This window comes from Virgibacillus sp. LDC1 (genome assembly GCF_025792345.1).
Taxonomy (GTDB): Bacteria; Bacillota; Bacilli; order Paenibacillales; family Paenibacillaceae; genus Paenibacillus_AQ; species Paenibacillus_AQ lautus.
The window spans coordinates 433,843-456,662 of record NZ_JAOXLZ010000002.1; the positions used below are offsets into that span (position 1 = coordinate 433,843).

Annotated in this window: 20 protein-coding genes; 8 read left to right on the plus strand and 12 right to left on the minus strand. The window is 52.8% G+C overall.

Annotated features, from left to right (window positions below):
* The first annotated feature begins 36 nt into the window (after nucleotides 1-36).
* The 4 genes from OHJ21_RS22555 (at nucleotide 37) to OHJ21_RS22570 (ending at nucleotide 4,136) form a co-directional block, all read left to right on the plus strand.
* On the plus strand, nucleotides 37-1,104 hold the full coding sequence (locus OHJ21_RS22555) for a bifunctional transcriptional activator/DNA repair enzyme AdaA (protein WP_394057884.1): 1,068 nt from the start codon (nucleotides 37-39) through the stop codon (nucleotides 1,102-1,104).
* A 139-nt stretch (nucleotides 1,105-1,243) separates the two neighbouring features.
* Nucleotides 1,244-2,119, plus strand: a complete 876-nt coding sequence (locus OHJ21_RS22560) for an arylamine N-acetyltransferase (protein ID WP_326111523.1) — start codon at nucleotides 1,244-1,246, stop codon at nucleotides 2,117-2,119.
* Between the two features lie 192 nt (nucleotides 2,120-2,311).
* Nucleotides 2,312-3,562, plus strand: coding sequence for an MFS transporter (locus tag OHJ21_RS22565; protein ID WP_486021204.1), 1,251 nt, complete (start codon nucleotides 2,312-2,314; stop codon nucleotides 3,560-3,562).
* A 142-nt stretch (nucleotides 3,563-3,704) separates the two neighbouring features.
* Nucleotides 3,705-4,136 carry a hypothetical protein gene (locus tag OHJ21_RS22570; protein WP_486021205.1) on the plus strand — a complete coding sequence of 144 codons (432 nt, stop codon included), beginning with the start codon at nucleotides 3,705-3,707 and terminating at the stop codon, nucleotides 4,134-4,136.
* Nucleotides 4,137-4,255: 119 nt separating this feature from the next.
* Here OHJ21_RS22570 and OHJ21_RS22575 read toward each other — a convergent pair whose 3' ends face one another.
* Nucleotides 4,256-5,083, minus strand: a complete 828-nt coding sequence (locus OHJ21_RS22575; RefSeq protein WP_486021310.1) for a helix-turn-helix domain-containing protein — start codon at nucleotides 5,081-5,083, stop codon at nucleotides 4,256-4,258.
* A 139-nt stretch (nucleotides 5,084-5,222) separates the two neighbouring features.
* Here OHJ21_RS22575 and OHJ21_RS22580 point away from each other — a divergent pair, with 139 nt between their 5' ends.
* Nucleotides 5,223-5,996, plus strand: a complete 774-nt coding sequence (locus tag OHJ21_RS22580; protein ID WP_100539863.1) for a sugar phosphate isomerase/epimerase family protein — start codon at nucleotides 5,223-5,225, stop codon at nucleotides 5,994-5,996.
* A 25-nt stretch (nucleotides 5,997-6,021) separates the two neighbouring features.
* The gene (locus OHJ21_RS22585; RefSeq protein WP_071222294.1) at nucleotides 6,022-7,041 is read left to right on the plus strand and encodes a Gfo/Idh/MocA family protein; all 1,020 of its coding nucleotides are present in this window, start codon (nucleotides 6,022-6,024) and stop codon (nucleotides 7,039-7,041) included.
* A 144-nt stretch (nucleotides 7,042-7,185) separates the two neighbouring features.
* Here OHJ21_RS22585 and OHJ21_RS22590 read toward each other — a convergent pair whose 3' ends face one another.
* The 8 genes from OHJ21_RS22590 to OHJ21_RS22625 form a co-directional block, all read right to left on the minus strand.
* Nucleotides 7,186-8,097: a glycoside hydrolase family 43 protein gene (locus OHJ21_RS22590; protein WP_394057890.1), complete on the minus strand. Its 912-nt coding sequence runs from the start codon at nucleotides 8,095-8,097 to the stop codon at nucleotides 7,186-7,188.
* A gap of 24 nt (nucleotides 8,098-8,121) precedes the next feature.
* Nucleotides 8,122-9,768, minus strand: coding sequence for an MGH1-like glycoside hydrolase domain-containing protein (locus OHJ21_RS22595; protein ID WP_486021206.1), 1,647 nt, complete (start codon nucleotides 9,766-9,768; stop codon nucleotides 8,122-8,124).
* Between the two features lie 21 nt (nucleotides 9,769-9,789).
* A complete protein-coding gene (locus OHJ21_RS22600; RefSeq protein ID WP_486021207.1) occupies nucleotides 9,790-11,106 on the minus strand; it encodes an ABC transporter substrate-binding protein in 1,317 nt (438 codons plus the stop codon).
* Between the two features lie 69 nt (nucleotides 11,107-11,175).
* Nucleotides 11,176-12,015: a carbohydrate ABC transporter permease gene (locus OHJ21_RS22605; RefSeq protein ID WP_486021208.1), complete on the minus strand. Its 840-nt coding sequence runs from the start codon at nucleotides 12,013-12,015 to the stop codon at nucleotides 11,176-11,178.
* Nucleotides 12,016-12,020: 5 nt separating this feature from the next.
* Nucleotides 12,021-12,935, minus strand: a complete 915-nt coding sequence (locus OHJ21_RS22610; protein ID WP_009595490.1) for a carbohydrate ABC transporter permease — start codon at nucleotides 12,933-12,935, stop codon at nucleotides 12,021-12,023.
* Between the two features lie 122 nt (nucleotides 12,936-13,057).
* Nucleotides 13,058-14,656, minus strand: a complete 1,599-nt coding sequence (locus OHJ21_RS22615; RefSeq protein WP_486021209.1) for a response regulator — start codon at nucleotides 14,654-14,656, stop codon at nucleotides 13,058-13,060.
* Nucleotides 14,631-16,448, minus strand: coding sequence for a cache domain-containing sensor histidine kinase (locus OHJ21_RS22620; RefSeq protein ID WP_394057897.1), 1,818 nt, complete (start codon nucleotides 16,446-16,448; stop codon nucleotides 14,631-14,633). Before OHJ21_RS22620 ends, OHJ21_RS22615 begins: the two co-directional genes overlap by 26 nt.
* Before the next feature lie 116 nt (nucleotides 16,449-16,564).
* Nucleotides 16,565-17,854 carry a Gfo/Idh/MocA family oxidoreductase gene (locus tag OHJ21_RS22625; protein ID WP_394057899.1) on the minus strand — a complete coding sequence of 430 codons (1,290 nt, stop codon included), beginning with the start codon at nucleotides 17,852-17,854 and terminating at the stop codon, nucleotides 16,565-16,567.
* 125 nt (nucleotides 17,855-17,979) lie between these two features.
* Here OHJ21_RS22625 and OHJ21_RS22630 point away from each other — a divergent pair, with 125 nt between their 5' ends.
* Together OHJ21_RS22630 and OHJ21_RS22635 are read left to right on the plus strand one after the other, a co-directional pair.
* A complete protein-coding gene (locus tag OHJ21_RS22630) occupies nucleotides 17,980-18,846 on the plus strand; it encodes a helix-turn-helix domain-containing protein (RefSeq protein ID WP_486021210.1) in 867 nt (288 codons plus the stop codon).
* Between the two features lie 275 nt (nucleotides 18,847-19,121).
* Nucleotides 19,122-20,228 carry a GIY-YIG nuclease family protein gene (locus tag OHJ21_RS22635; RefSeq protein WP_486021211.1) on the plus strand — a complete coding sequence of 369 codons (1,107 nt, stop codon included), beginning with the start codon at nucleotides 19,122-19,124 and terminating at the stop codon, nucleotides 20,226-20,228.
* 58 nt (nucleotides 20,229-20,286) lie between these two features.
* On the opposite strand, the gene OHJ21_RS22640 is transcribed toward OHJ21_RS22635, so the two are convergent.
* The 3 genes from OHJ21_RS22640 to pgmB all read right to left on the minus strand — a co-directional run bounded on the left by OHJ21_RS22640 (nucleotide 20,287) and on the right by pgmB (nucleotide 22,637).
* Nucleotides 20,287-20,808 (minus strand): hypothetical protein, encoded by a 522-nt coding sequence (locus OHJ21_RS22640; RefSeq protein ID WP_486021212.1) that lies wholly within the window; start codon nucleotides 20,806-20,808, stop codon nucleotides 20,287-20,289.
* A 25-nt stretch (nucleotides 20,809-20,833) separates the two neighbouring features.
* Nucleotides 20,834-21,796, minus strand: a complete 963-nt coding sequence (locus OHJ21_RS22645; RefSeq protein WP_486021214.1) for a phosphotransferase enzyme family protein — start codon at nucleotides 21,794-21,796, stop codon at nucleotides 20,834-20,836.
* A 166-nt stretch (nucleotides 21,797-21,962) separates the two neighbouring features.
* Nucleotides 21,963-22,637, minus strand: a complete 675-nt coding sequence (gene pgmB, locus OHJ21_RS22650; RefSeq protein ID WP_100539875.1) for a beta-phosphoglucomutase — start codon at nucleotides 22,635-22,637, stop codon at nucleotides 21,963-21,965.
* Between the last annotated feature and the right edge of the window lie 183 nt (nucleotides 22,638-22,820).

Consider the following 22,820-nt stretch of genomic DNA (forward strand, 5'->3'; position numbering starts at 1 on the left):
TATAGAGTGAACAAAAGATACAGGGAGGAACCAAACATGATATCAGCCGCGAACCAACAGGAATATTACCAGGCGCTGCTGGATAAGAAAACCGAGTACGAAGGTGTCTTTTACGTGGGTGTGAAGACAACCGGTGTATTCTGCCGCCCGACATGTCCAGCGAGGAAACCCAAAATCGAGAACTGCGAATTTTATGAGACGGCTGAAGAAGCGCTGCTTGCTTCCTTCCGTCCCTGTAAACGATGCCGTCCGCTTTCGCATCCCAATCAGGTATCGGAACTTGTCCGGCTGCTTGTAGACGCGGTAGAGGAGAATCCGGAGAAAAGATGGACCAACCAGGACTTTCAGAAGTTGTCCGTGGATGCCTCAACGGCAAGACGCCAATTCAAAAAGCGGTTTGGGATGACGTTTGTCGAATATGCACGGGCCCGGCGGATGGGACTTGCCCTGAAGCAAATCCGGGAGGGGCATACCGTCATGGATGCGCAGCTGTCAACCGGTTATGAGTCCAGCAGCGGATTCCGGGACGCCTTTTCGCGGATTATGGGCGCAGCGCCTACCCGGCCCGGGCATCACCATGTTTTAAAAGCATCATGGCTCGACACGCGTCTAGGACCGATGATGGCCATCGCAGATGAAGAAGCGCTGTATTTGCTTGAATTCGTAGATCGCCGGGGCTTGGAGCGAGAGGTTGAACGTCTAAGGGTGAGGACCAAGTCGGCAATCATTCCGGGTTACACAGCCCCGATCCGCTCGATTGAGCTTGAACTCGGCGCGTATTTTAACGGGAATTTAACGGAATTCAAAACGCCCTTGTTCCTGTTGGGATCGCCATTTCAAAAAGAAGTATGGGACCAGCTGCTGCAGATTCCGCCTGGGCAAACATCTTCGTACGGCGAGATCGCAGCAACGATGGGAAGACCCACCGCCTATCGTGCCGTTGCCCAAGCGAATGGCGCCAACCAGCTCGCAATCGTCATCCCATGCCACCGCGTGATCAATACGAGCGGCGAATTGGGCGGATACGGCGGAGGACTATCCCGTAAACAATGGCTCTTAAATCACGAGAAATCCATGAGTGCCGCAAGAATACATGAATGTTAGACTTTAGTCGTAAAAGATGGTCTTACCTATAGGTAAGACCATTTTTGTATAGATCAAACCGTCGTTCGTACGAGGTATTCAGATGCGAAATCTTTAAAATAGAGAATATATCAACATCTGATAAGGGAGCGTGAACCTCGTGACGGAGCAAGAGCGATTACCTGAATGGGCCACCGATTATTTGCAATATATTCAAGTTCCGGTAAAGGAACCTTCATTGGAATATTTGACTGAAATTTGCACCGCGCATCATCAGCGGATTCCTTTCGAGAACATGACCACGTTGCTGCAGTATCAAGAGTATCATCAAAAAGGCAGGCTGGAGCAGGATGAGCGGAGGTTTGTAAATCAGCTTTGGCAGCTGAATGCGGGAGGTACTTGTTATATGATCAACAGCAGTCTTCATCAGCTGTTGAACCAGCTTGGTTTCCAAACCCGTTATACGTTGCTGGGCGGAGGGCATGTTGGATTGCTTGTTCGTCTGCCCAACGAAAGCGAAGAAGTGTACGTGGATTGTGGAAACTCCGCACCTTTTTTCGAACCCGTTCGTTTGGAGACCGATCCCGATCATGTTTCCCGATATGCCGGGATTGAAGTCAGATTGCGCCAAGGGGATGAACCCGGAACGTATACGTACTATCGGTATGTGGATGGTCGGCTGCTGACAGAATTGGTTTGGTCGTTCGATACGAGGAAAACGTATCAATTCGATGATTTCCAACCGGCCATTGCTGCCTATTTTAAACCGAATGATCTCTTCACCTCTTCATTACGCTGTCAGCTGTGGCAATTGGATCAGCAGCGCTCGCTGTCCCTGGTCGACAATGTGCTGAGTATCCGGCATGCAAACGGGAAGGTGGAAAAGCGTATTTTATCCGATCTCAGCGAGCTGCGAGAGGTCATCGATCAGGAGTTTCATCTTCCCAAGCTGCCTGTTGAAGATGCTGTGAAGGTTCTGCAGGAACTCGGATATGATATTTTTAAGGGAAACGTTATAACGAATTCCTTGGAGTAGATCGTTAGAAACATACACATCATTCTCGATAAGTCGCCCCCTGGTTTGATCGTGGAACGATTGGAATGAGTACGACTCTATCTGTTACAGATATGCTACAATCTAACTAGTTATAGCGCTCGTGACTTCATTCAGCGGTGACTCCAATATACAATTAACCCGAAAAATACGGCGCTCAGATGGAGGTTAGAGATGAATCTCACCAACAATAAGAGTTACGTATTTTTTTGGTTAGCCTCCACCATTTCATATTTTGGCACGTATATAACCACACTTGCTCTCCAAGTGCTGGTGGTGGTTAACCTGGAAGGCAGTACCGTTGATGTGGGCTGGATCAATTCCTCGAGGTGGCTACCCTATGTGCTGCTGGGATTGGTGGCGGGAGTGATTATTGATCGCGTCAGTCGTCGGAACATCCTGGTACTGACCGATTTGGGACGGGGGATCTTGCTCGTAGCGATTTGCCTACTGGCATTATTCGATGGAATCCATGTGGGCATTCTGATGATCATCATGATACTCTTCGGGACGATGTCGTTATTCAATGATGCTGCATCTCAATCTATTGTGCCCCAACTCGTGCCGAGAAGGTTGTTATTGCCCGCTTATGCACGGTTGGAGCAAAGCGCAGCCGTTGCGGAAACCAGCGGCCCCGCAGCTGCCGGTTTATTAGTCTCCGTCATTACCGCTCCGTTTGCCATCTTGGTTAACGCAGCTTCGTATCTGTTTTCAGGGCTGGTTATGGCTTTCATTAAACATCAGCCCATGCAGGAAAAGGCCTCGAATGAACGCATAGTTGAATTGATAAAGGAAGGATTGCGCTGGGTTTACCGGCATCCGTTTCTTAGCACGCTGGCACTCAATACCCATGTGTGGTTTCTATTTAACAGTATGCTGGGTACGGTGCTGGTAACTTACGCTCTCACCGAATTAGGGTTTAGCGCGTCAACCCTGGGACTGGTCATGACATCAGCCGGGATTGGCGCTGTTATAGGCACGACGTTATCAACCCGGGTCAGCAAGCGATTTGGAATAGGACGCAGCATCACGTTTGCCAGACTTTTGTATGCACCTGCGGTCCTGTTCATGGTTCTGGCACCATCCACTGACGACGGTAATCTGTCGATTCAGACCTTCCTCTTGATCGGATTTGGGCAACTGTTTTATGGATTTGCATTAGGCATTGAGGGTCCGATTGAGATGGGTTACCGGCAGACGATCACACCTGCACACTTGCATGGGCGTATGAATGCCACCATGAGGTCTATCAACCGCAGTATGATCGTTATTGGAGCGCCTCTGGGTGGCTTAATCGCTGATGTATATGGATTTCGCACTGCATTAGGCGTTGTTATCACCGGACTGGCTGTAGTCGGAGTTTGGTTAGTGTTCTCACCGATGCGGGCTGCCCGGATGGATGATACGACGGATGTGAGTAATTAGATCGATACGATCTGCACAGTCATTGTGCGTTACCTATGGAAATTTAGTGCTCCTTCACACGATTTCAATTTCAAGCACACGCAGTACGGTTCAGCAGGTACGAAAGAGAGGGAAAGACGAGATGATGGTTTCGATTCTAGCCTTGGCAGCTGCCATTTCCGGAGGCATTGTCGCTTCAGGAGCAGGTGTGGCTATTTTGGTCGGATTTGTATTCTTTTTGATCGGCTTTTCCGGAAAAAAAGGGAGACGGCCGAATTTCCTGGCTCCGGACGGGCTCAAGGTTATCGGCACGCTTTTGATTGTGGCCGTGTTCATGGTGTTGGCTTATTCCTGTACCTTGACCAGCGGCTCGCTGATCCGTTTTAACGGGATGGACCCTGTCTTGCAATACGAGCAAGGAAAGAAACTGCTGCTTATCGGAATAGTCTCCGCTGCATGGTTTGTCGCCAGCTTCCTCTGGCTGCTCCCGTACGCGGTCGAGATCAAGCCGCGGGAGTGGAATCGCAATCATCTGGTATGGGTCTGCGTTTATTTCATGCTGGTCTTCGCTGCCGCCGGGGCCGCGATGCTATGAATGGATGTGGCCGGAAAAAGCAGTTGGAGCATATTTCGAGTTACTAAAGTGCAAAGCAGCCTAGTTCCTACCTTCAAGGATGAGCATGGGCTGCTTCTTTATATTATAGAAGAAAAAAATCATCGGGGGCTTTTCTCCTGGGCCGGCCTTGCCGGCACCGTTGCCGTTTCCCTGAATTTGACCGGGGACATGCCATAGTTGGCTCGGAATACTCGGTGAAAATAGGAGTAGCTTGCGAAGCCGCAGGTTTCCGCGATTTCCTCCAGCGTCATCGTGCTGTATTTGATACGCTCGACGGCTGCGTTCAGCCTGATCTCCAAGGCATACTGAATCATGGTTTTTCCGTAATACTCCTTGAACAGTTTAACCGCCCGGGATAAGCTGAGCCCGACATGGGAAGCAGCCTCCTCCAGTTTGAAGGTTAGGGTGGCATGCTCCTCCACGAATCGCTTCAGCCGCAGGGCGGTGAAGGCAAGGCGATCGGTCGGCTTGATCTCGGAAATGGCGCGGTCCAGGCAGAGGCAGAGACTGCGCAGCAGGTAGTCGGTCAGCTCCCCGATTTCCCCTTCAAGTCCGCGCCGCTTCTCCAGCAGCATCTGTCTCCACAGACCCAGCAAATAATCGTCGAGCCCGACGTGACTGACGACAGGGCGGGAAATCCGATTCCACCAATCATCAATCCAGGAGCCATCGCAGAATATAAAATAATCCCCGCTGGACACGCGGCCATCCTCGCCGTCTTCCTTCACACGCAGCTCGTATTCATCGCCGGGCTTCAGCAGCAGCAGGTCGCCTGCCTGCACGTGGTGCTCGATGCCGTTGCAGTAGATTTCGCAGGAGCCTTCGGTTTGGAGGCGGAACAGATAAGTTGTCAATCCGCCCCGATGGCTGTTGCTGAATTGCTGAAAGTGATAGGAATAGTCGCAAATGAGCAGCCTTGCTTCCATAATGGTAACAACCCCCAGAAAAAATATAAGCAGATAGTTCATGTTGCAGCAATATTGTTTATGTTCATTTTAGCCTATTTGCATGTATGATAGTAGCAGATAGAGCAGTAACTCATTTTTGGAATCGAGGTGCGCTATAATGAGAAGAATGAACATTGGTTTGCAAATGTATACGCTGCGCGATGAAACGGCACAGGATTTCCGCGGTACGCTCCGCAAAGTGGCTGAATTGGGTTATGAAGGCGTGGAATTCGCAGGGTATGGAGACATTCCAGCCGAGGAAATGAAAACGCTTCTTCAAGAGCTTGGCCTGAAAGCGATCGGCAGTCACGTAGGCCTGCATCTGCTTCGTGCAGATCTGCAGAAGGAAATTGATTACCTGAAAACCATTGGTGCTAAATATATGATGTGTCCATATGTAGCCGAAGAAGATCGTAAAGATGCCGAGGATTGGAAGAACCTCTTCTCCTTCCTGGAGGAAGTAGGGGCTGAAGCTCGCAAGCAGGGATTGATCTTTGGATATCATAACCATGCATTTGAATTCGAAGCCGAGGTCGATGGCCAGTTCGTCTTTGATGCGATGTATTCCGCAACGACGCCGGAAGCCGTGCAAGTGGAGATGGACGTATGCTGGGTACAATTCGCCGGACAAGATCCGCTTGCCTACATTCCGAAATACGCTGGACGTCTTCCGCTGCTTCACCTGAAAGACTTCAGCAAGGATGCGGAAGGCAACATGAAGACGCTGGAGCTGAGCCAAGGCTCGGTTAACCTGCCAGGTGTCATTCAGGCTGCATCCGACGCAGGCACGGAGTGGCTGATCGTCGAGCAGGACGTATGTCAGAATCCGCCGCTGGTAAGCGTGGAGAACAGCATGAACTGGCTGAAGCAGAACTACCTGAACCAATTTTAATCTATTAGCACAAAGGAGACTTTCAATGAGTAAAATTAAAGTGGCTGTGTTTGGCTGCGGCGCAATCGCCCAGCGCAGACATATTCCTGAATATGCGAACAATGCTAACGTGGAGCTGGTTGCTTTTGCCGATCCGGTAAAGGAACGCGCTGAAGAGATGGCAGCCCAGTATGGCGGTAAAGCCTATACAGACTATCAAGAACTGCTGAAGAACGAGAAGCTCGACGCCGTTAGCGTATGTACGCCGAACTATCTGCATGCTCCAATGAGCATCGCGGCTGCGAATGCCGGCCTTCATGTGCTGGTGGAGAAGCCGATGGCAACAACGGCTGAAGAGGGAGAGCAAATGATCGAGGCAGCCCGCAAGAACGGGGTGTACCTGATGGTCGGCCACAATCAGCGTCTCATGCCTCCGCACGTAAAAGCGAAGGAAATTCTGGATTCCGGCAAACTCGGAAAGGTGCTTACCTTCCGTACTTCCTTCGGCCACGGCGGTCCGGAGAGCTGGAGTCTGGACGGACGAGACAGCTGGTTCTTCCGCAAAGAAGAAGCGATTATGGGCGCGATGGGCGATCTCGGCGTGCATAAATCCGACTTTATCCGTTATTTATTGAACGATGAAATCGTGGAAGTGGCCGGTTTTATCGGTACGGTCCATAAAGAAGGAACTGATGTGGACGACAACGCGACTTGCATCGTTCGCATGAAGAGCGGGGCCGTGGGCACGCTGATGGCAAGCTGGACGCATTACAGATCCGGCGATAACGGAACGGTATTGTGGTGCGAGAAAGGTGCCATGAAGATCGGTACCGTTAACGGTGACGAGGTGGTTGTGGAGCTGACCGACGGTACGGTGGAAACTTACAAGGTCGGCGCCATGGCAACTAATGAGAAGCAGGTTCCGAGCGGCGTCATCGACGCTTTTGTCGAATCCATTCTCACCAACACGCCTCCTAGCATTTCCGGTGAGGAAGGACTGCGTTCCTTGAACGTGATCCTGGGTGCATTCGAGTCCCAAGAGACCGGTAAAATCGTGAAGCTGTAATAAATGAGTGTAGAGGGAGGCCGTACGCGTACGGCTTCCCTTTGGTGTATACAGGATAGTAAAGCATGATTTCGGGAAACAAAAACCTATAAAAAAGGGCCGCTCTGCCATCTTCATGGAGAGCGGCTTTTTCGTATAAAGATTTTACTCGGCCCTTCGTGTTTCCCGATACATCCCATCCAATTTGATGCTGTCTCCATCCTCCACGACGGGGATAAAGATCGGCCGTTCATCCGGCGTCCGGTTCGGGGTATGCACGGTCAGCATCAGCTCCCCCTCCCAAGTACGGAACACCATGCCGTGCCCGCCGTCGCTGGAATATAAGGGTTCGGGCTCTTGAAGCCAAGGCCCGCATAGCTTGCCGGTTGGCGACTTGGCAACGCCGAGCGCGTATCGGCCATCCACAAAGCTGGCCCATACCATGAGCAGACTTCCCGACGTTGTCCGGAACAGAAACGGGCCGTCCGTCACATAGTTGCCCGATCCGGGAAAGCGGGGCGAGTGGAACGGCGTGGCCCAATCGGCCTCGGAGGCGCAAAACAGGGTCACGGGCTCCGAGGCGGCCTCTGTGAGATCGGGACTCAGGCGCATGGCGCAGATCTCACCGTCGCCGACCTGCTGCCACTCGTGGCAGAACACCATCCACGGCTGATCCGCTTCGTCCATATACAGCGTGCCGTCCAGGGAACTCCAGTCGGCGGGGGTCACCGGCCCCTCGCTATGGAGGGAGAAAGGGCCTGTCGGCTCATCTGCCGACAGGACCGCGGTGCCCAGCCGATCGTTATCTTTTCGGCGGAAGGTGGCAAACATGATGTATCGCCCATGGTACGGGTAGACTTCCGGCGCCCAGAAGTTCACGTCAGCGAAGAAATCGTCCGGTTTGCGAAAGACCGTATAAGGGCCTTCCCAATCGCTTAGATCCCGGCTTATATAGACATCGAAGCCGGTTCCTTCTCTCCATATATTTTTGTCGGTGCTGCCGTACATATAGTATATTCGTTGTTCCGGATCAGGCAGTACGTAGGGGTCCCGCAGCTGAATGTCTCCAGTTTTCATGCGTAAGCGTTCACCTCCTTCAATTTAACGATAGGAAGGATAGATGATGCCGATATCCCTCTCCGTCTTCAAATCTCCGTCTGAATACAGCTGCATTTCATTGCCTTTGATCCGGATCGGTATGGACGTGCCTTGATAGCGAAGCTCGCCTTCAATGGTGCGCACGCTCATGCCGATCACGCCCTCCAATTGTCCGCTGCGGTCCGTGACCAGCCGAATCCCGGCGGGGCCTTGAATATGAACGCGGCCTTCCCGGAATACGGTAACGTTGTCCGGGGTATTCACCAGTTCGTAGTGCAGCCCGTTCACGGTTCGGCCATATGCCGTGTTTCCGGCAACTTCTTCTCCATGGTCCATGTCGACCGGGAGCAGTCCCGTAAACCACAGCCGATTCGATCCGATCGGCATGATGCCGCAGAGTCGTTCCACGTAATCCAGCAGACACAGAATGGAAGGGGAATACGTCTCGGTGAAGCCCTCTTCACCGGTCCAGGGGCTCAAGGTTTGCGAGAAGCGTTTCGCCTTGGACAAGGCGGACAGAATCGGCTGCAGTACCCAGGTAAGCTCGACATAGCGATGGTGATGTTCAAAGGCGTGCGGCGCCCGGATCAAGCTCAAGAAATTGGACGGACCGCCCCAGCTGTTATAAGAGGAGGATGGATCGAACCGCGGATCGTCCATCGCCAGGGACGTAAACGGATATTTGGCGAAGAATTTGCTCGTATTCAGCAAATACCGGTGCAGCATGTCGTCAAACAGCCCGCGGTCGCCCACTTCGCAGGCCATCACGCGCAGCAGCACGTCGGATTGAACCCTGACCAGCTCGTCGTTCCGATCCCGGTCGTAGAAGAATTGATCCTCCTCGTCATAACAGTAGCGGAGGAGGTTATCCAGGCTGGCTTCGGCTTTGGCCCTCCAATCGGCTCCGGATTCGCCGAGCTCTTCGGCCATGCGGGCCAAATACAGGCGCTGGCAGTAGATGTTGGCGGTCAAATCCGGTGCCAAGAAGGGCAGCACCGGGGAGTCCGGGTGGAAGGCAGCGGCATCATTCCTATAGGGCGTATCCGGAACATGCCAGAACCTGGGCGACAGATCATGCCCGGTATCAAAGGTGCTGAAAGCCTCCACGCAGCCGGTCCCCCGGCTGTTGCGGTAACGCGCGATCCAGTCGTCGTAACGCGACATGGCTTGGTACATGGTCTTCAGGAAGGGGAGATCCCTTCCATGAAGCTCGTAGTGGTTCCAGACGCAGCGTGCCAGCGGCGTGACGAGCTGGATCTGGCGGAACGACGGCCCGTTCTCCGTCAGTTTATAAGGGAGCAGCCCATCCTCTCTTTGCTGATCCGCAAACGCCAGGTAGGTTGTTTTCGATACCGAGGGGATCAGTCGCGATAGCAGTTCCGCGTTGATGGTGCCGGTGCTCTCCAGCCAGCAGCCGAGATAGATTCCTCCTTCTTGCAGAATCGGATCGCTGCCGTTCATCGGCACAATGCAGGCCAGCAGCTTCTCCAGTGCGGTATAATAAGCTGCTTCCAGCTGTCCGCCTGCTGCCGCGAATCGGACGCCTGTGGCCTGCCATTCCTGCAGCAGCTTCCGGTCTTCCGGTTTGCCCGTCTGCACCTGATCCCGTATCGAAATCCGGCGCAGCCGGTCCAGCATAGCTTCTGTCATGTCCGCCTCCTTGAAAGCTTGTTATTGATTCGATTCAAATATGCGCACGGTGCCGTTGTAGAAGTCCGCAACGGCCTGCTCGACGTTTTTCCGGCCGAAACCGATCTCCTGGGTCGTCGTCTGGGCCAGCTTGGAGAACTCGGCGAATCCCGGCGGATTATAACTCACGTCAAAAGGCTCGGTCTTCGTGGCTTCCGATACGAGGCTCGTATAATTGTACACAATCTCCTCCACAGGACCCGCTTCCTCCTGGAGCAGGTTGCGATTGGCTTCCGTTACCGGCACGCCGCGGTCGTTGCCGAGGATTTTGGCCGCTTCGGGATCGTTGATCCAGAAGTCCATAAGCGTAGCGACTTCCTTCGGATGCTTGGTGTTGGCATATCCGGATAGTCCTTGGCTGGACTCGAATACCACGCCCGTACCCTTCGGACCTCTTGGTACCGGATGGAGAATGAGCGGATCTTCCGTCAGGCTCTGGAACGCAGCCAGCTGATTGGAAGGGAGGAGGCTCATGGCGGCTTTGCCCGTAATCAACAATGATTTGCTGGTATCATCGTGCGGATTGGACACCTGAAGTTCAGGCATAACGACACCGCCGGCCTTCGAGGCCTGCTCCCAATACTCGAACCATTCCTGAATGTCTTCCTTCGCGAAGCCGAGCTTTCCGTTCTCCATATCATACAGCTGTTTTCCGCGCTGCTTCAGGAAGATATCCATTCCGTCGACGGTGAAATTATAGGTGCCGTATACGCCGTCGCCGAGCTTGTCGGACAGTTCTTTGCTGATGGCGGCAAATTCCTCCCAATCCCAATCCTGCTCCGGCAGAGGAATGCCTGCCTTTTCAAACAGCGCCTTGTTGATGACGATTCCCCGGGCGTTTGCGCCGGCCGAAATATGCTGCAGCTTCCCGTCCAGCCGGCCGTATTCCACCATGGTGGCATCCATGCCGTCCAGCTTCAGTTCGCTGCCGACATACGGATCCAGGTTCAGCAGCACATCTTTTTTGGCATAGTCCACCACGTTTCCGCCCAGGAAGAAGATATCCGGGGCGGTGCCGGAAGCGAGCTGGGTGTTCAGCTTATCGAAATATCCAGAGGAAGGCGAGAATTCGCCGACGATTTTGATGTTCGGGTGTTTGTTCTGGAACACCTTCAGGGCTTCGTTCGTAATATCGGCCCGTTTCTGGTCGCCCCACCACATCAAACGCAGCTCGACCTGGCCGGTCGGCTCAGCCCCTGCGTTCGTACTCCCGGCTTCTCCCGTGTGATCCGTTCCGGAACAGGCGGTGACGAATAACAGGAGTGAAGCCAACATTCCAACGAAACATTTTTTCAACATGGATAATCCCCCAGTCTAATCATAATTGGTTCATTTGCAGCATGACTTCGCACGACAGAGCTTCTGAGACTATTTCAGGCCGGTCGTGGCAATGCCTTCGAGAAAATACCGTTGAAACACCAGAAAGATGATTGTCACAGGCAGCAGCGACAGCGTGGACATGGCGAGCAGCGCCCCCCAATCCGATTGCCCCGAAGGATCGAACAGGGATCGGATCCCCAGCTGTACGGTGAATAAATCAATCTTGCTTAAATAGATCATCTGGCTGAAGAAGTCGTCCCAGCTCCAGATGAAGGTGAAGATGGCCGTCGTAATCAGTGCAGGAACGAGAAGCGGCACCACGATGCGGAAGAAGATCTGCGATTGTCCGCAGCCGTCAATGGTCGCGCTCTCGTCCAGCTCCCGTGGAATGCCGCGGATGAACTGAACCATCAGCAGAATGAAGAAGGAGTCATGCGCCAGCCATTTGGGCAGAATGAGCGGAAAATACGTATTGATCCAATGAAGTTCGTTATACAGAATGTATTGGGGCACGAGCGTCACGTGGTAAGGCAGCATAATCGTCACCAGCATGATGCTGAACCACAGGCCTTTGAACTTAAACTTCAATCTGGAGAAGGCATAGGCTGCAAGGGAACAAGAGACGATGTTCCCGATGACGCTCATGACCGAGATCAGCACGGAGTTGCCGAAGAATCGGCCGAAGGAAATGCCCTGAAGTCCGCTCCAGCCGTTCACGTAATGATCCAGCGTGAAGGCAGTCGGAATGAGGCTGCTGTTGGTAAAGATGAGATGATTCGGTTTAAATGAGCTGAAGACGAGCCACAGCACCGGATACAGCATGAGCATGCCGAGGAGGATAATGGCGGCATGCCTCCCGGCTTGAACCAGTTGTCGCTTAAGCGGCATATCCATTACCTCCCTTCCTGGTTATCCCCGTAGAAGACCCAGAATTTTGATGTAAGAAAAACAATTCCGGTGAACACCCCGATGATGACCAGCATGATCCATGCCAGGGCCGAGGCATAACCCATATCGAAGAACGAGAAGCCTTTCAGATACAGATACAAGGTGTAGAACATCGTGGCGTCGAGTGGTCCTCCCCGCCCGTCCCCGATGACGTAGGCGGGCGTGAAGGCTTGGAACGAATTGATCATGCTCATGATCAGGTTGAAAAAGATAACGGGTGACAGCATCGGCAGCGTGATGCCGAAGAACTGGCGGATCTTTCCGGCACCGTCTACGCCGGATGCTTCATATAAATCCGTCGGAATCTGTTTCAGACCGGCAAGGAAGATAACCATGGCCGATCCGAACTGCCAGACGGACAGCGTGATAATCGTATACACCACATAGTCGGGGTGGGCGATCCACGAGGGGCCCGTGATGCCGAACCAGCCGAGGAACTGATTGACCAGTCCGCTGCCGTCAAAGATTTGGCGCCAGACGATGGCAATGGCAACGCTGCCTCCCAATAGGGAGGGAATGTAATATACGGTCCGGTAGATGCCGAGTCCGCGTATGCCCTTGTTCAAGGCCATGGCGATCAGCAGCGCGAACGCAAGTCTCAGCGGCACGGATAAGAACACGTAGTAGAATGTCAGCCACAAGGATCTTTGAAACGTATCGTCTTCGGTAAAAATCTGAACATAATTGCTGAGTCCGGTCCAAGTCGGCGATGACAGCAGGTTGAATTTGGTCATGGATAAGTACAGCGATGCAATCATCGGCCCCAGCGTCAGACAGAAGAAACCGATGAGCCAAGGCAGAAGAAACAAGTAGGCTGTCTTATTCTGCTGGCCGTATAAGGGCTTGGACAGCTTTCTCATAATGTGCCTCCCTTCAGGATGGATGAGAATGGGCGGTTACCTTGTGGATTGAAGCCGCTTACAATAGTGTGGCAGTTCGCCTAATAAACTCATCATACCGGGGAAGGAGAGAGGCCGGAATCTCATTTCTTCGGATCATCGTGTTCGATTTTTTCGGATTGCGATAGTCGGAACTCGGAAGGGCTTTGATTGAACATTTTTTTGAATTTGGAGCTGAAATAGCCGGGTGAAGAGAAGCCCGTCAGCTCAGCTATGTCCCATACCGTCAATCGGGTCTCCTGCAGCAGGCGTACGGCGTGTTTCATCCGAACTTCCGTAACGTACTGAATAAACGAGACCCCAGCCCCTTCCTTGAACATTTCCGAGAAGTAGGTAGGGTGGTAGTTATACTGCTCGGCCAGCGAGGTCAGCGACAATTCCTGCATGTAATTCTCCTCGATATACCGCTTGGCGGATTCAATCAGGGTAGCGCCTCTGTCTCCGGATTCCTGGTGCTGTTCCACAAAATCCTGTGCCCATTGCATCAGCAGACGTTCCGCCTGCTCCGGGGTTTCCAGCCATAAAACCCATTCAGGTGAAATCCATAGAGGCTCCCCACCCTGTGAATGCCGTATGTAGTCCACAGCGGCGGATTCCATAATCAGCGTGATTTGAAAAAGGCTTCGTACCAAGCGGGAAGGCGATAGCCGGAATGCCTCGCGCAGCTCCCTCCGAATCATGCTGCGGAAGGATTCCAGCTCGCCCCGGATCAGGCAGCGATGAAGTGCTCGGCTTGTTTCTTCCGACAGCAACGGACTTTGGTCGGTTACGGGTGCCCGATCGGGTCCGTTCTGGCGTCCTGCCAGATTCCAGGCCAGGAGGGAATGGATATAACCCTCTTTCCAGCGCTCAATTCCCAGGACGGGCAGTCCCAATCCCACCTGCACCCCTATAGTTAAATACGATGACGCCTGCGCGGCGAGTTTGTCCGCGAATTCGTGCTGAATGCCGTCAAGCGCAATGAAATTCATGATGCCGGGATGAGCTGCATCATGAAACACTTGAACGCCGCCCGGATAAGACTCGGCGATTTCATGGCAGACCAATTCGAACGGAAGGCGGAGCTGCTCGGGCGCGCGGCCTTGAGGCGCTTTCTGCATGCCGGATTCCCTCATGCCTGCGGTGATGAAGCATACGCGGCCGTCCTGCCAATCCTCCAGGTGGAACAGTCGAATCCGTTCCGGCAGGGAAGAGGGGGGCAGGCGGCTGCCGTGCACGAGATCCAGCAGGAAGCGTTCCTTCATTTCTTTGTAATACTGGGATAGCCGCCATTGCATCATTTCCGAATCGTCCCGTACCTTGCGGTTCTTATCCAATTCCTGTTTGATTTTGTTTACGGCGGATTTCAGATCGTCCCGGGTGACGGGCTTCAGCAAGTAATCCATGGCCTGGCTGCGGACACCCGCTCTGGCGTATTGGAAATCCTCGTATCCGGTAATGATGATGATCTGGATGGACGGATTGTAGCTCCGGCAAATGTCCAGCAGCTGGACGCCGTCCATGACGGGCATGTTCATGTCGGTAATGAGCAGGTCATACGAATGGGATTTCAAGAGCTCTTCGGCTTCCAGGCCGTTCGCGGCCTCCCCCGAAATGGCAAAGCCCATGCCTTCCCAGTCGACTTTCAGCTTCAGTCCTTCACGAACTTCGATCTCGTCATCTGCGATCAATACGTTGTACATGATATTCCTCCTGTACCGGTAGAATCAGTTCGATGCATGTGCCCGCTTCGTTCCCGTTCCGGATATCAACGGCAAATAAGTCGCCGTAATGCAAGCGGCAGCGTGCAATCACGTTGCCGAGTCCAATGTGCCAGCTCTCGCTTCGGAGGATCGGCTCCAATTGGGAGGCCGCCGCGGGATCCTGGAGCTTGCGGATGATCTCGGGGGGCATGCCGGGACCGTTATCCGCGACGTGGAGATGCAGGCGGGTGCCCTGCCTGCTGATCCTGATGTTCACCTGTGCCGTGGTCTGATGCTGAAAGCTGTATTTGACCGCATTCTCGATCAGCGGCTGGAGAATGAACTTGATTATCACCAGCGAATCCAGCCGGCCTTCCTCGTGGACGGTGATGTCGAGTTTATGCCCGAAGCGGGTTTGCAGAATGGAGATATAGCGGCGGACATAAGCCAGCTCTTCGGCTAGGGGGACCCGGTCGTCGCTGGTATTCATGGAGAAGCGCATCATTTTGCCCAGGTCTTCGATCACCTGCACGGTATCGTCCGTCCGGCGCTGGATGGCAAGACTGCTCACCAGCTCCAGGGTGTTAAACATGAAGTGGGGATTGATCTGCATGAGCAGCGCTTTATATTCCGCTTGCTGGCGGAGCAGCTTCAGCTCGAATTCGTTCTGGATATGCTGCCGCAGGCGGCTGACCATATAGCGGAAGGTGGAGATGACGTAACTGACCTCGCTTTTTACGTTTTTGTCAGGGGGCAGAAGGGACTCCGCCTGGTCGAATGCTCCGCGCTGCACCTGCCTCATCGCCAGAACCAGGCGCGTTAAAGGCTTGGTGACGCCATAGGAAAGCCATGCGGCGGCAAACAGGGAGACCAGGATCAGAACGACCGTGACCACCATAATCGTGCTCTGAAGCTTGTGAAGGGAAGAGTACAGCTCCTTTTCCGGCGCCAGGCCGGCCAGCATCCAGCCGGTGCGCCCCAGCTTTTTGTATACCAGAATGTCTCGCTGTCCCTCATCGTTGGTTAGATAGACGACGCCCGATTTCAGCGGGCCGCTTCGAATGCGATCGATCTCCGATAGGGCTCCGGCGCCAAGTTCATGTGCCTGCTGGGATAAAATCGGGTTTCCTTGCTCGTTCAACAGAAAAATCGTGCTGTTCTTGGCCAGATGGATCCGGTTGAGCGGCTCCAGAAAATAAGACTCGCTGACGTTAACCTTCATCACGTTCTGGGCCGTGGCATGATGGAAGGTTCCGATGGGCATCAGCAGGCTGACGACGGGATTACCGTGATCCCGGACGCGTTCATGTTGATCCATATGCGCTGGCAGCCATCGGTCCCCGGACGCGAAGAAATTTGTGTACCACGATTCCCGCAAAAAGGCAGGGTCACTTACGACTTGGTTTTCGCCGCCGATCCGAAGCCCGCTGCGCCGGTAGATGGATACATCGGAGATACTGGTGTAGCTGTTGGTCGCCTGGGTCAGGAAGCGGCTCATGGCAAGGTTGGCGAGCATTTTCTCGCCTTCGGGCAGCTGCGGATCGCGGATGGCGTTATCCCAGTTCTTGGCCGTGTCACTGTTGAAGACCAGGGAAGCGACATCATAAATTTGCATCTGGACCATATCCACATAGGAACCGTATTCCTCCATCTTTTCAAGAGCCGAGGATTCGATGTAGGAGCGGATCACGGTGCGTGATTCCGTAAATAGCAGGAAGGAGAGCGTGCCGAAAGAGAGGACGAAGAGTGCGACGATAAAGGCGATCAGACGGCTTTTTAATGAGAAGAACATCGATTTCCTCCTTTACGAAAAGCGAATTTCAAGGCGGTCTGCGACATGTGAAAAAAGGCTGCGCGAAAATACGCAGCCTTTGATTGGAAAAGTTGCTTGAAGCCGCCTTGTACGGCTTAGAAACGAACCAGATTGTTGATTCGTACAGGCATACCGGTTGCGATGGCGCGGTTGGCTGCAATTCCTGTTAGTATGGATCTCGCTCCATCGATATGGTTGGCCGCACGGGCGTACGGATCTTCCACGGGTTCCCCGAACAGATCATTCAGGAGAACGGGGTCGCCTCCGCCATGCCCGCCTTTTTGCTCTTCGACGTGAACCTCGTACGGGGCATCGAACATCGGAAGCACCCGCAGCGTTTTGCCGATTAACGCGCCTTCTTGGTTCTTGTCGCCCAGCGAATTCACGTAGGATTGTTCAACGATGTTCATCTCAATCCGGCCTTTGGTGCCGTTGATAGCGATGCGATATCCTTCCCACGGCTGGTAGGCGACTAGCGAATAGGTCAAAATGGCTTTGTTCTGATATCGCACGAGGACACCCATCGTATCCTCAATGTTGATGCCGTCCCCGAAGACGCTCTGATCCCGCTGATAGCCGTCCTCCGGCTCGGCATCCAGATACATGGCCTTGAGATGAGCATCGGAATCCAGATGGAGCGCGAAAGGGTCCTCCTTGGCAACTGGGTTGCCGGTAGCACGATTGTAAAACTGCGTAACGCCCCGCGCTTCCGCGTTCTCTCTACCATAATACATGAGATCTCCGAAGGCGAAAACGGTTTCAGGATGGGAACCGATCCAGAAGTTGACTAAATCGAAGTGATGGGTGGACTTATGAACGAGCAACCCGCCGCTGTTCCGTTTGTCCCGGTGCCAGCGCCGGAAGTAATCCGCGCCGTGGCGGGTATTCAGCAGCCATTCGAAGTGAACCGAAGTCACTTGGCCGATGGTATCGTTCATGATCAATTCCCGTACCTTGGTATGGTGGGGAGCGTAACGGTAGTTAAAGGTGACCCTGATATTTTGTCCGGTCCGCTTGGCGGCATCCAGGATGGCTTGGCATTTCTCCTCATCGATGGTCATCGGCTTCTCGGTCACGACATCGCACCCAAGCTCCATCGCGCGGATAATGTACTTGTGATGGGTCCGGTCGATGCTGGTTACGATGACGAAGTCGGGCTTCTCGTTCTCGATCATCTGATCGAATTGGTCCGCTGGATAGGTAGGCACCTCGGTGTACTTATATTTTTCCCGCAGTAGCTGATTCGCGTAATTCATGCGGGTTTGGTTCATATCGCAAAAGGCAGCAAGCTCGGATTTGTCGCGGAAACTCCGGGCCAAGGCGCCATAAAAAAATTCGGCCCGGCCGCCGGTTCCGACCAATACATAGCGTTTCTTGTCACTCATCTCTATCGCCTCCTTGAATATAGCTCTAGCCTATAACAAGGGAGCACTGCTTTCGCCGCATTTTATGCGTAATCGCTTTCAAATGCCGCATATTTTGCTATAATCCAAGAAAAGGGGGCAGCTACATGACGAAGCCGTTTCGAGCGGATTACCATGATCCCACCGGATATTTGGACATTGAATATGACCGCCGCATTGGATATTTCTCGATGACGGTTGACCATCTTCACGGTCATTATGAGCTGTATTACCTGTTATCGGGTGAGCGGATCTACTTCATTAAGGACCGTTCTTACCGGGTCCGGGCCGGTGATCTTGTTTTCGTGGACCGGAATGCCGTTCATAAGACGCTGGACAGCGGCCGGCCCGATCATGATCGGCTTGTCCTTTATATAAGCCCGGAATTGTTCGCGGAACTGGCCGTGCCGCCTGATCTGGCCGAAGGGCTGAAGGAGCCGTTCGGCTGGGATGTTCCGATTCTAAGGCTTCCTACGCAAGCAGGTGAAGTCGTGGAGCGAATGGTCGGCGAAATGGTGAATGAGATGATCCATCCCCAAGCGGGAAGCAGCTGGCTGCTTCGGCACCGAACGGTTGAATTGCTGCTCTTCGCCTACCGCAGCCGGCATCTGGGCACGGTTCGTTCCGCCGATACCGAGCCCATTCTTCATCCGAAGACCCAGGCGGTCGTCCGGTATCTTAACGACAACTACCAGAAGTCCTTAACGCTGCCCGAGGTAGCGGAGGCGTTCCGAATCAGCCCGCACTATCTCAGCCGGCTGTTCAAGCAGACGACGGGTTTTACCTTTAGCGATTATCTCAACCTCCTTCGGGTTAAGGAAGCGCAGCGCCTCCTGCGGGAGAGCGATGATTCCATCACGGATATCGCGTGGCGATCGGGCTTCAGCAACTTCTCCCATTTTGGGAAGATGTTCAAGCGGACGGTTCAGCTGTCGCCGAGAGCCTACAGGCAGCAGTATCGAATGCGAAGTTAGAGGGATATGGCACTGTCTTCTTTCTTTCTGGTTCACTAGAAAAAGCTGTATTGAAATGATAGTTTCTATTTTATTTCAGCGAGGAGCTAGCCCAGACTTTGTGTATGGCTCAGATTTCTATCGCTAGGCTGTAGCTCTAGTCCCTAATAGAGGCACCACGTTCATCGAGTTGGATCAGCCCGTGACTGTGGTGCTTTTTGATGTGTATATGGTATCTTGGAATTGAACGAAAAACGCCATGTTTGATAGATTCGTTGAGAGGATCGACAGTCAAAATGAAAACAAAAATACAAGAGCTGCCGCTGTCACCGGGCGTATATCTTATGAGAGATTCGCGGGGAACGGTCATTTACGTTGGCAAATCCAAAAGTCTCAAGAAGAGAGTACAATCGTATTTTTACAACAATAAATCGCACTCCCCAAAAGTGAAGAGGCTGGTTCAGCATGTCAAAGACCTGGAGCATATCGTCACCGACACGGAGTTTGAGGCGTTCATGCTGGAATGCAGGCTTATTCAGGATATAAAGCCGATGTATAACCGCAAGATGAAAAATCCGCTAGGTTATAGTTATATCGTATTGCGGCAAAAGCGAGATTGGCGATGGCTGGAAATTACCGATACGCTGGATGAAGGCAGTCACGAACCGTCTCGTTGTTTCGGCCCCTATACAGCCAGCAGACATAGTCTTGAGCATTCAGTGCAGAAGGTTAAGGAGTGCTGTAAAATCGCCTGCAATCATACACCTGCCGCTTCTTCGGCAAATACCCCCTGCTTGAATTACTCGATAGGCCTCTGTCTTGGCAAGTGTCTTGGCGGCGAAAGCGCGCGGCAATTTGATGAAATCATGGATCGATTCATTGCTCTGCTTCAAGGGGACGACCGACGTTTATATGATGAAATGGAGCGAAACATGCTGGGCGCCGCAGAGCGTTTCGATTTTGAGCAGGCTGCAAAATACAGGGACGGCATGGAGGCGGTGAACTTGCTCTTAAGTAAGCGGCATGTGATCGAGTTCGCCGAAGAGAATCACAGCATTGTTGTCTACGAGTATTTAAACGAAGATACGATCAAGTTATTTCTGATTAAGGGGAACGTTGTGCTGCACAGCGAGAGATACTCTGTGGCTGCAACAGTGGACATTGAATCGTTGAGGCGGAGGGTCAAAGCCTTGATTCTCAGCTATTTCACGAGGGATATGGAATGCGATGCTGCCGAGGTTACCCGGGAAGATATCGATGCTGCACAAATCATCTACAGCTATTTGCAGAGCAGCGCCTGCCGCTATCTTGTTCTTCAGGATTCATGGATGGAAGACGAGGGGGAGGCTGATATGGAGGCTGCGCTGCGGGATTTTTTGAATCATTATGTTGCGTCATCTTAATTTGAGAATGAACCGGGCTGCTGCAGCCCGGTTTTTTATCGCCCATAAATCTCCAATCTTATTTTGAGGAGACGTTATCCCGGAAAAATCGCCCCATCGGCATCTCCCTCGTAAACGTGATCCCCCCATACTTATATTTCACTTCAATTTGGGTGATGGGCTTATCGTTATAAAGACGGATGCCGTAATTAAGCGGAATCCGCGAACCTTGATCGAGCGCGGCTCTCTTCTCGTCTTGCATGAGCTCGGGCTTTAACGGCACCTCCCGAATATCGACGAATTCGATATCGGGATCTTCATCAAGGCCCTCGCCGCCGACCAGATGAAGGGAATAACTGACGCCCAGCTCGGCCTTGGCTGGCTTCATGCCATCATTCACCCGCACGTCCAGGAGCTCCACATCGGCGAATCCTTCATTGATCACCTCGAAGATCATGGCATTTTCATCCGTAAAGGATGTAAATCCACCCACCTTGATGGGCGTAGGGCGAAGGAACAGCAGGAATAGAAGGATGGCCGAGAGGAGCAGCCCCAGTCCCAAATAGCAGAGCCTGCGGAGAGGTTTGGATTTTATTTTCATGGTTGAGCAATCTTCCTTCTCTAAATTAAATAGACAGCTTCACAACCGATTTGCCTGCCTCAATATCGGCTTTCATCCCTAAGAGATAATTCCGAGTACGTTCATCCAACTCGTTCCAATTTACGAATTTAGCAAAGTAGACATAGGAGTAGATATTGCGGAAGTCGACGAACAACGGGATCCGCTGGATCCATTCCTCGCTCAGCGTATTCTCTTGAAGATAGCCGGATAAGAACGAGTCGAGAAATCGGGCCACAAATTCGGCTTTCCGGTTTTCCGGAACCGTCTGGACCGCATGATAGATGGCGATGGCGATATCATAGGCGAACCAATGGTACGAGACATCCCCGAAATCGAAAAAGATAATCTCCCCGTTATGTACGTGAAAGTTGTGATGATGGAGGTCATTGTGGACGATGCCGTAGCCTTCCTGATCCTGCGGGAGGGACTCCAATTCGTTAATATACTGCTTCCACTGCGTATGGACTCTTTCACCTGCAGCCTCCGGGAACGCATCGGTAAAGACTACATGATCATTCCACTTGGGAAAGGCCATTCGGTGAACGAGCGAAGCTGCGGTGGCGTCCTTTTTGCCGAGTTTATGCATACGGCCCATCCCGCTCCCCCACTGCTTGATCATCGCAAAATCCGATGTTACATCCGTTAACGGGCTGCCGGGAGCCTTCGTAAAAGCGATGACATGATATTGTTTGGAATCGTGGGTTACCTCTTCAATAAGAAGATCCTGAGCAGATCGAATGGACTCCGCTATGTTCAGACCCTGCTCGGCGAGATAGGCCATCCACGTCAGCTCGCGAATGATGGAGGCTTTGCGGTATTTGGACGCGTCCAAAAATTTCATAATGAAGTGGCGTCCGTCTTCACCGTTGTATTCAAATACATTCTGATCGAATCCCCCAAGTAACATCAGCGAATAAGTACCTCGTCCGAATCGTTCGGCCCCTTGATCCAAGACAGCCTGTTCCATGGAAAGTCCCCTTTATCGTATTCTCGATATGATGCTCATGCGTACATATCGGATAAGTTTTTATTTACCAACAACTACAGTCTAACGAAGATAATGAGTGGTTGCAAAAAATGGGAGGGCACACGAAAAAGGGCGCTCCCTTAGGAGCACCCTTACATTTTCTTTATCAACCTTCGAATTTCTGCGCCAGCTCGCGGAAGTCCAGCTCCGCCGTGCTGGACAACACGATATCCGCATGCGGGAAATGGGCTGCGTTGCCGATCGCGACGGCGAACATGCCGGCGCCCTTGATGGCGTCAACACCGGATGCGGCATCCTCCACCCCGATGCAGTCGGCAGGCTCTACGCCAAGCTCTGCGGCAGCGGTGAGGAAGATCTCCGGGTCCGGCTTGTTGTTCTTCAGCTTGGTCACGTCGACGATCACGTCGAACTGGCCCATGACGCCAAGCCGGGTAAGCACGGCAATGGCGTTCTTGCTGGCCGACGCGATGCCGGTCTTCAGGCCGGCCGACCGGATGTCTGCCACAAACTCCGTAATGCCCGGCAGTAGATCGGCTGGCGTAATCGTTTCGATCAGCTCGACGTACAGCTTATTTTTGCGGTCAGCCAGCTGTACCAGCTCTTCATCGGAATAGTTTACAGGCGTCTTTGCCTGGCTTAAGAGGAGTTTCAGGGAATCCATGCGGGATACCCCTTTGAGATTCTCGTTGAACTCTCTCGTGAAGGGAATGCCAAGCTCGGTTGCCGTGGCTTTCCATGCCTGATAATGATACTCTGCGGTATCGGTAATGACGCCGTCCAAGTCAAAGATGACAGCCTTCAGCTTGCGTGTTTCGTTCATATCGTATGGCTCCTTTTTGAGATATCGGAAAGCATAAGCCGAAACAGGGACCTTCCGGATATCGCAAGAAAAATGACAGCTTATCGCAGTCTGTCTTCATGGAATATATGTTGATAGATCGTTTTCTTCGTAAACCGGGAGTGATGCCCTACGGATAGAGAGGGCAATCACCTCAAGACATAA

Excerpts from the sequence above, each read along its gene's own strand:
- OHJ21_RS22555 (WP_394057884.1), top strand. The coding sequence starts at position 37 with ATGATATCAGCCGCGAACCAACAGGAATATTACCAGGCGCTGCTGGAT.
- OHJ21_RS22565 (WP_486021204.1), top strand. The coding sequence starts at position 2,312 with ATGAATCTCACCAACAATAAGAGTTACGTATTTTTTTGGTTAGCCTCC.
- OHJ21_RS22575 (WP_486021310.1), bottom strand. The coding sequence starts at position 5,083 with ATGGAAGCAAGGCTGCTCATTTGCGACTATTCCTATCACTTTCAGCAA.
- OHJ21_RS22580 (WP_100539863.1), top strand. The coding sequence starts at position 5,223 with ATGAGAAGAATGAACATTGGTTTGCAAATGTATACGCTGCGCGATGAA.
- OHJ21_RS22585 (WP_071222294.1), top strand. The coding sequence starts at position 6,022 with ATGAGTAAAATTAAAGTGGCTGTGTTTGGCTGCGGCGCAATCGCCCAG.
- OHJ21_RS22590 (WP_394057890.1), bottom strand. The coding sequence starts at position 8,097 with ATGAAAACTGGAGACATTCAGCTGCGGGACCCCTACGTACTGCCTGAT.
- OHJ21_RS22595 (WP_486021206.1), bottom strand. The coding sequence starts at position 9,768 with ATGACAGAAGCTATGCTGGACCGGCTGCGCCGGATTTCGATACGGGAT.
- OHJ21_RS22600 (WP_486021207.1), bottom strand. The coding sequence starts at position 11,106 with ATGTTGAAAAAATGTTTCGTTGGAATGTTGGCTTCACTCCTGTTATTC.
- OHJ21_RS22605 (WP_486021208.1), bottom strand. The coding sequence starts at position 12,015 with ATGCCGCTTAAGCGACAACTGGTTCAAGCCGGGAGGCATGCCGCCATT.
- OHJ21_RS22610 (WP_009595490.1), bottom strand. The coding sequence starts at position 12,935 with ATGAGAAAGCTGTCCAAGCCCTTATACGGCCAGCAGAATAAGACAGCC.
- OHJ21_RS22615 (WP_486021209.1), bottom strand. The coding sequence starts at position 14,656 with ATGTACAACGTATTGATCGCAGATGACGAGATCGAAGTTCGTGAAGGA.
- OHJ21_RS22620 (WP_394057897.1), bottom strand. The coding sequence starts at position 16,448 with ATGTTCTTCTCATTAAAAAGCCGTCTGATCGCCTTTATCGTCGCACTC.
- OHJ21_RS22625 (WP_394057899.1), bottom strand. The coding sequence starts at position 17,854 with ATGAGTGACAAGAAACGCTATGTATTGGTCGGAACCGGCGGCCGGGCC.
- OHJ21_RS22630 (WP_486021210.1), top strand. The coding sequence starts at position 17,980 with ATGACGAAGCCGTTTCGAGCGGATTACCATGATCCCACCGGATATTTG.
- OHJ21_RS22635 (WP_486021211.1), top strand. The coding sequence starts at position 19,122 with ATGAAAACAAAAATACAAGAGCTGCCGCTGTCACCGGGCGTATATCTT.
- OHJ21_RS22640 (WP_486021212.1), bottom strand. The coding sequence starts at position 20,808 with ATGAAAATAAAATCCAAACCTCTCCGCAGGCTCTGCTATTTGGGACTG.
- OHJ21_RS22645 (WP_486021214.1), bottom strand. The coding sequence starts at position 21,796 with ATGGAACAGGCTGTCTTGGATCAAGGGGCCGAACGATTCGGACGAGGT.
- pgmB (WP_100539875.1), bottom strand. The coding sequence starts at position 22,637 with ATGAACGAAACACGCAAGCTGAAGGCTGTCATCTTTGACTTGGACGGC.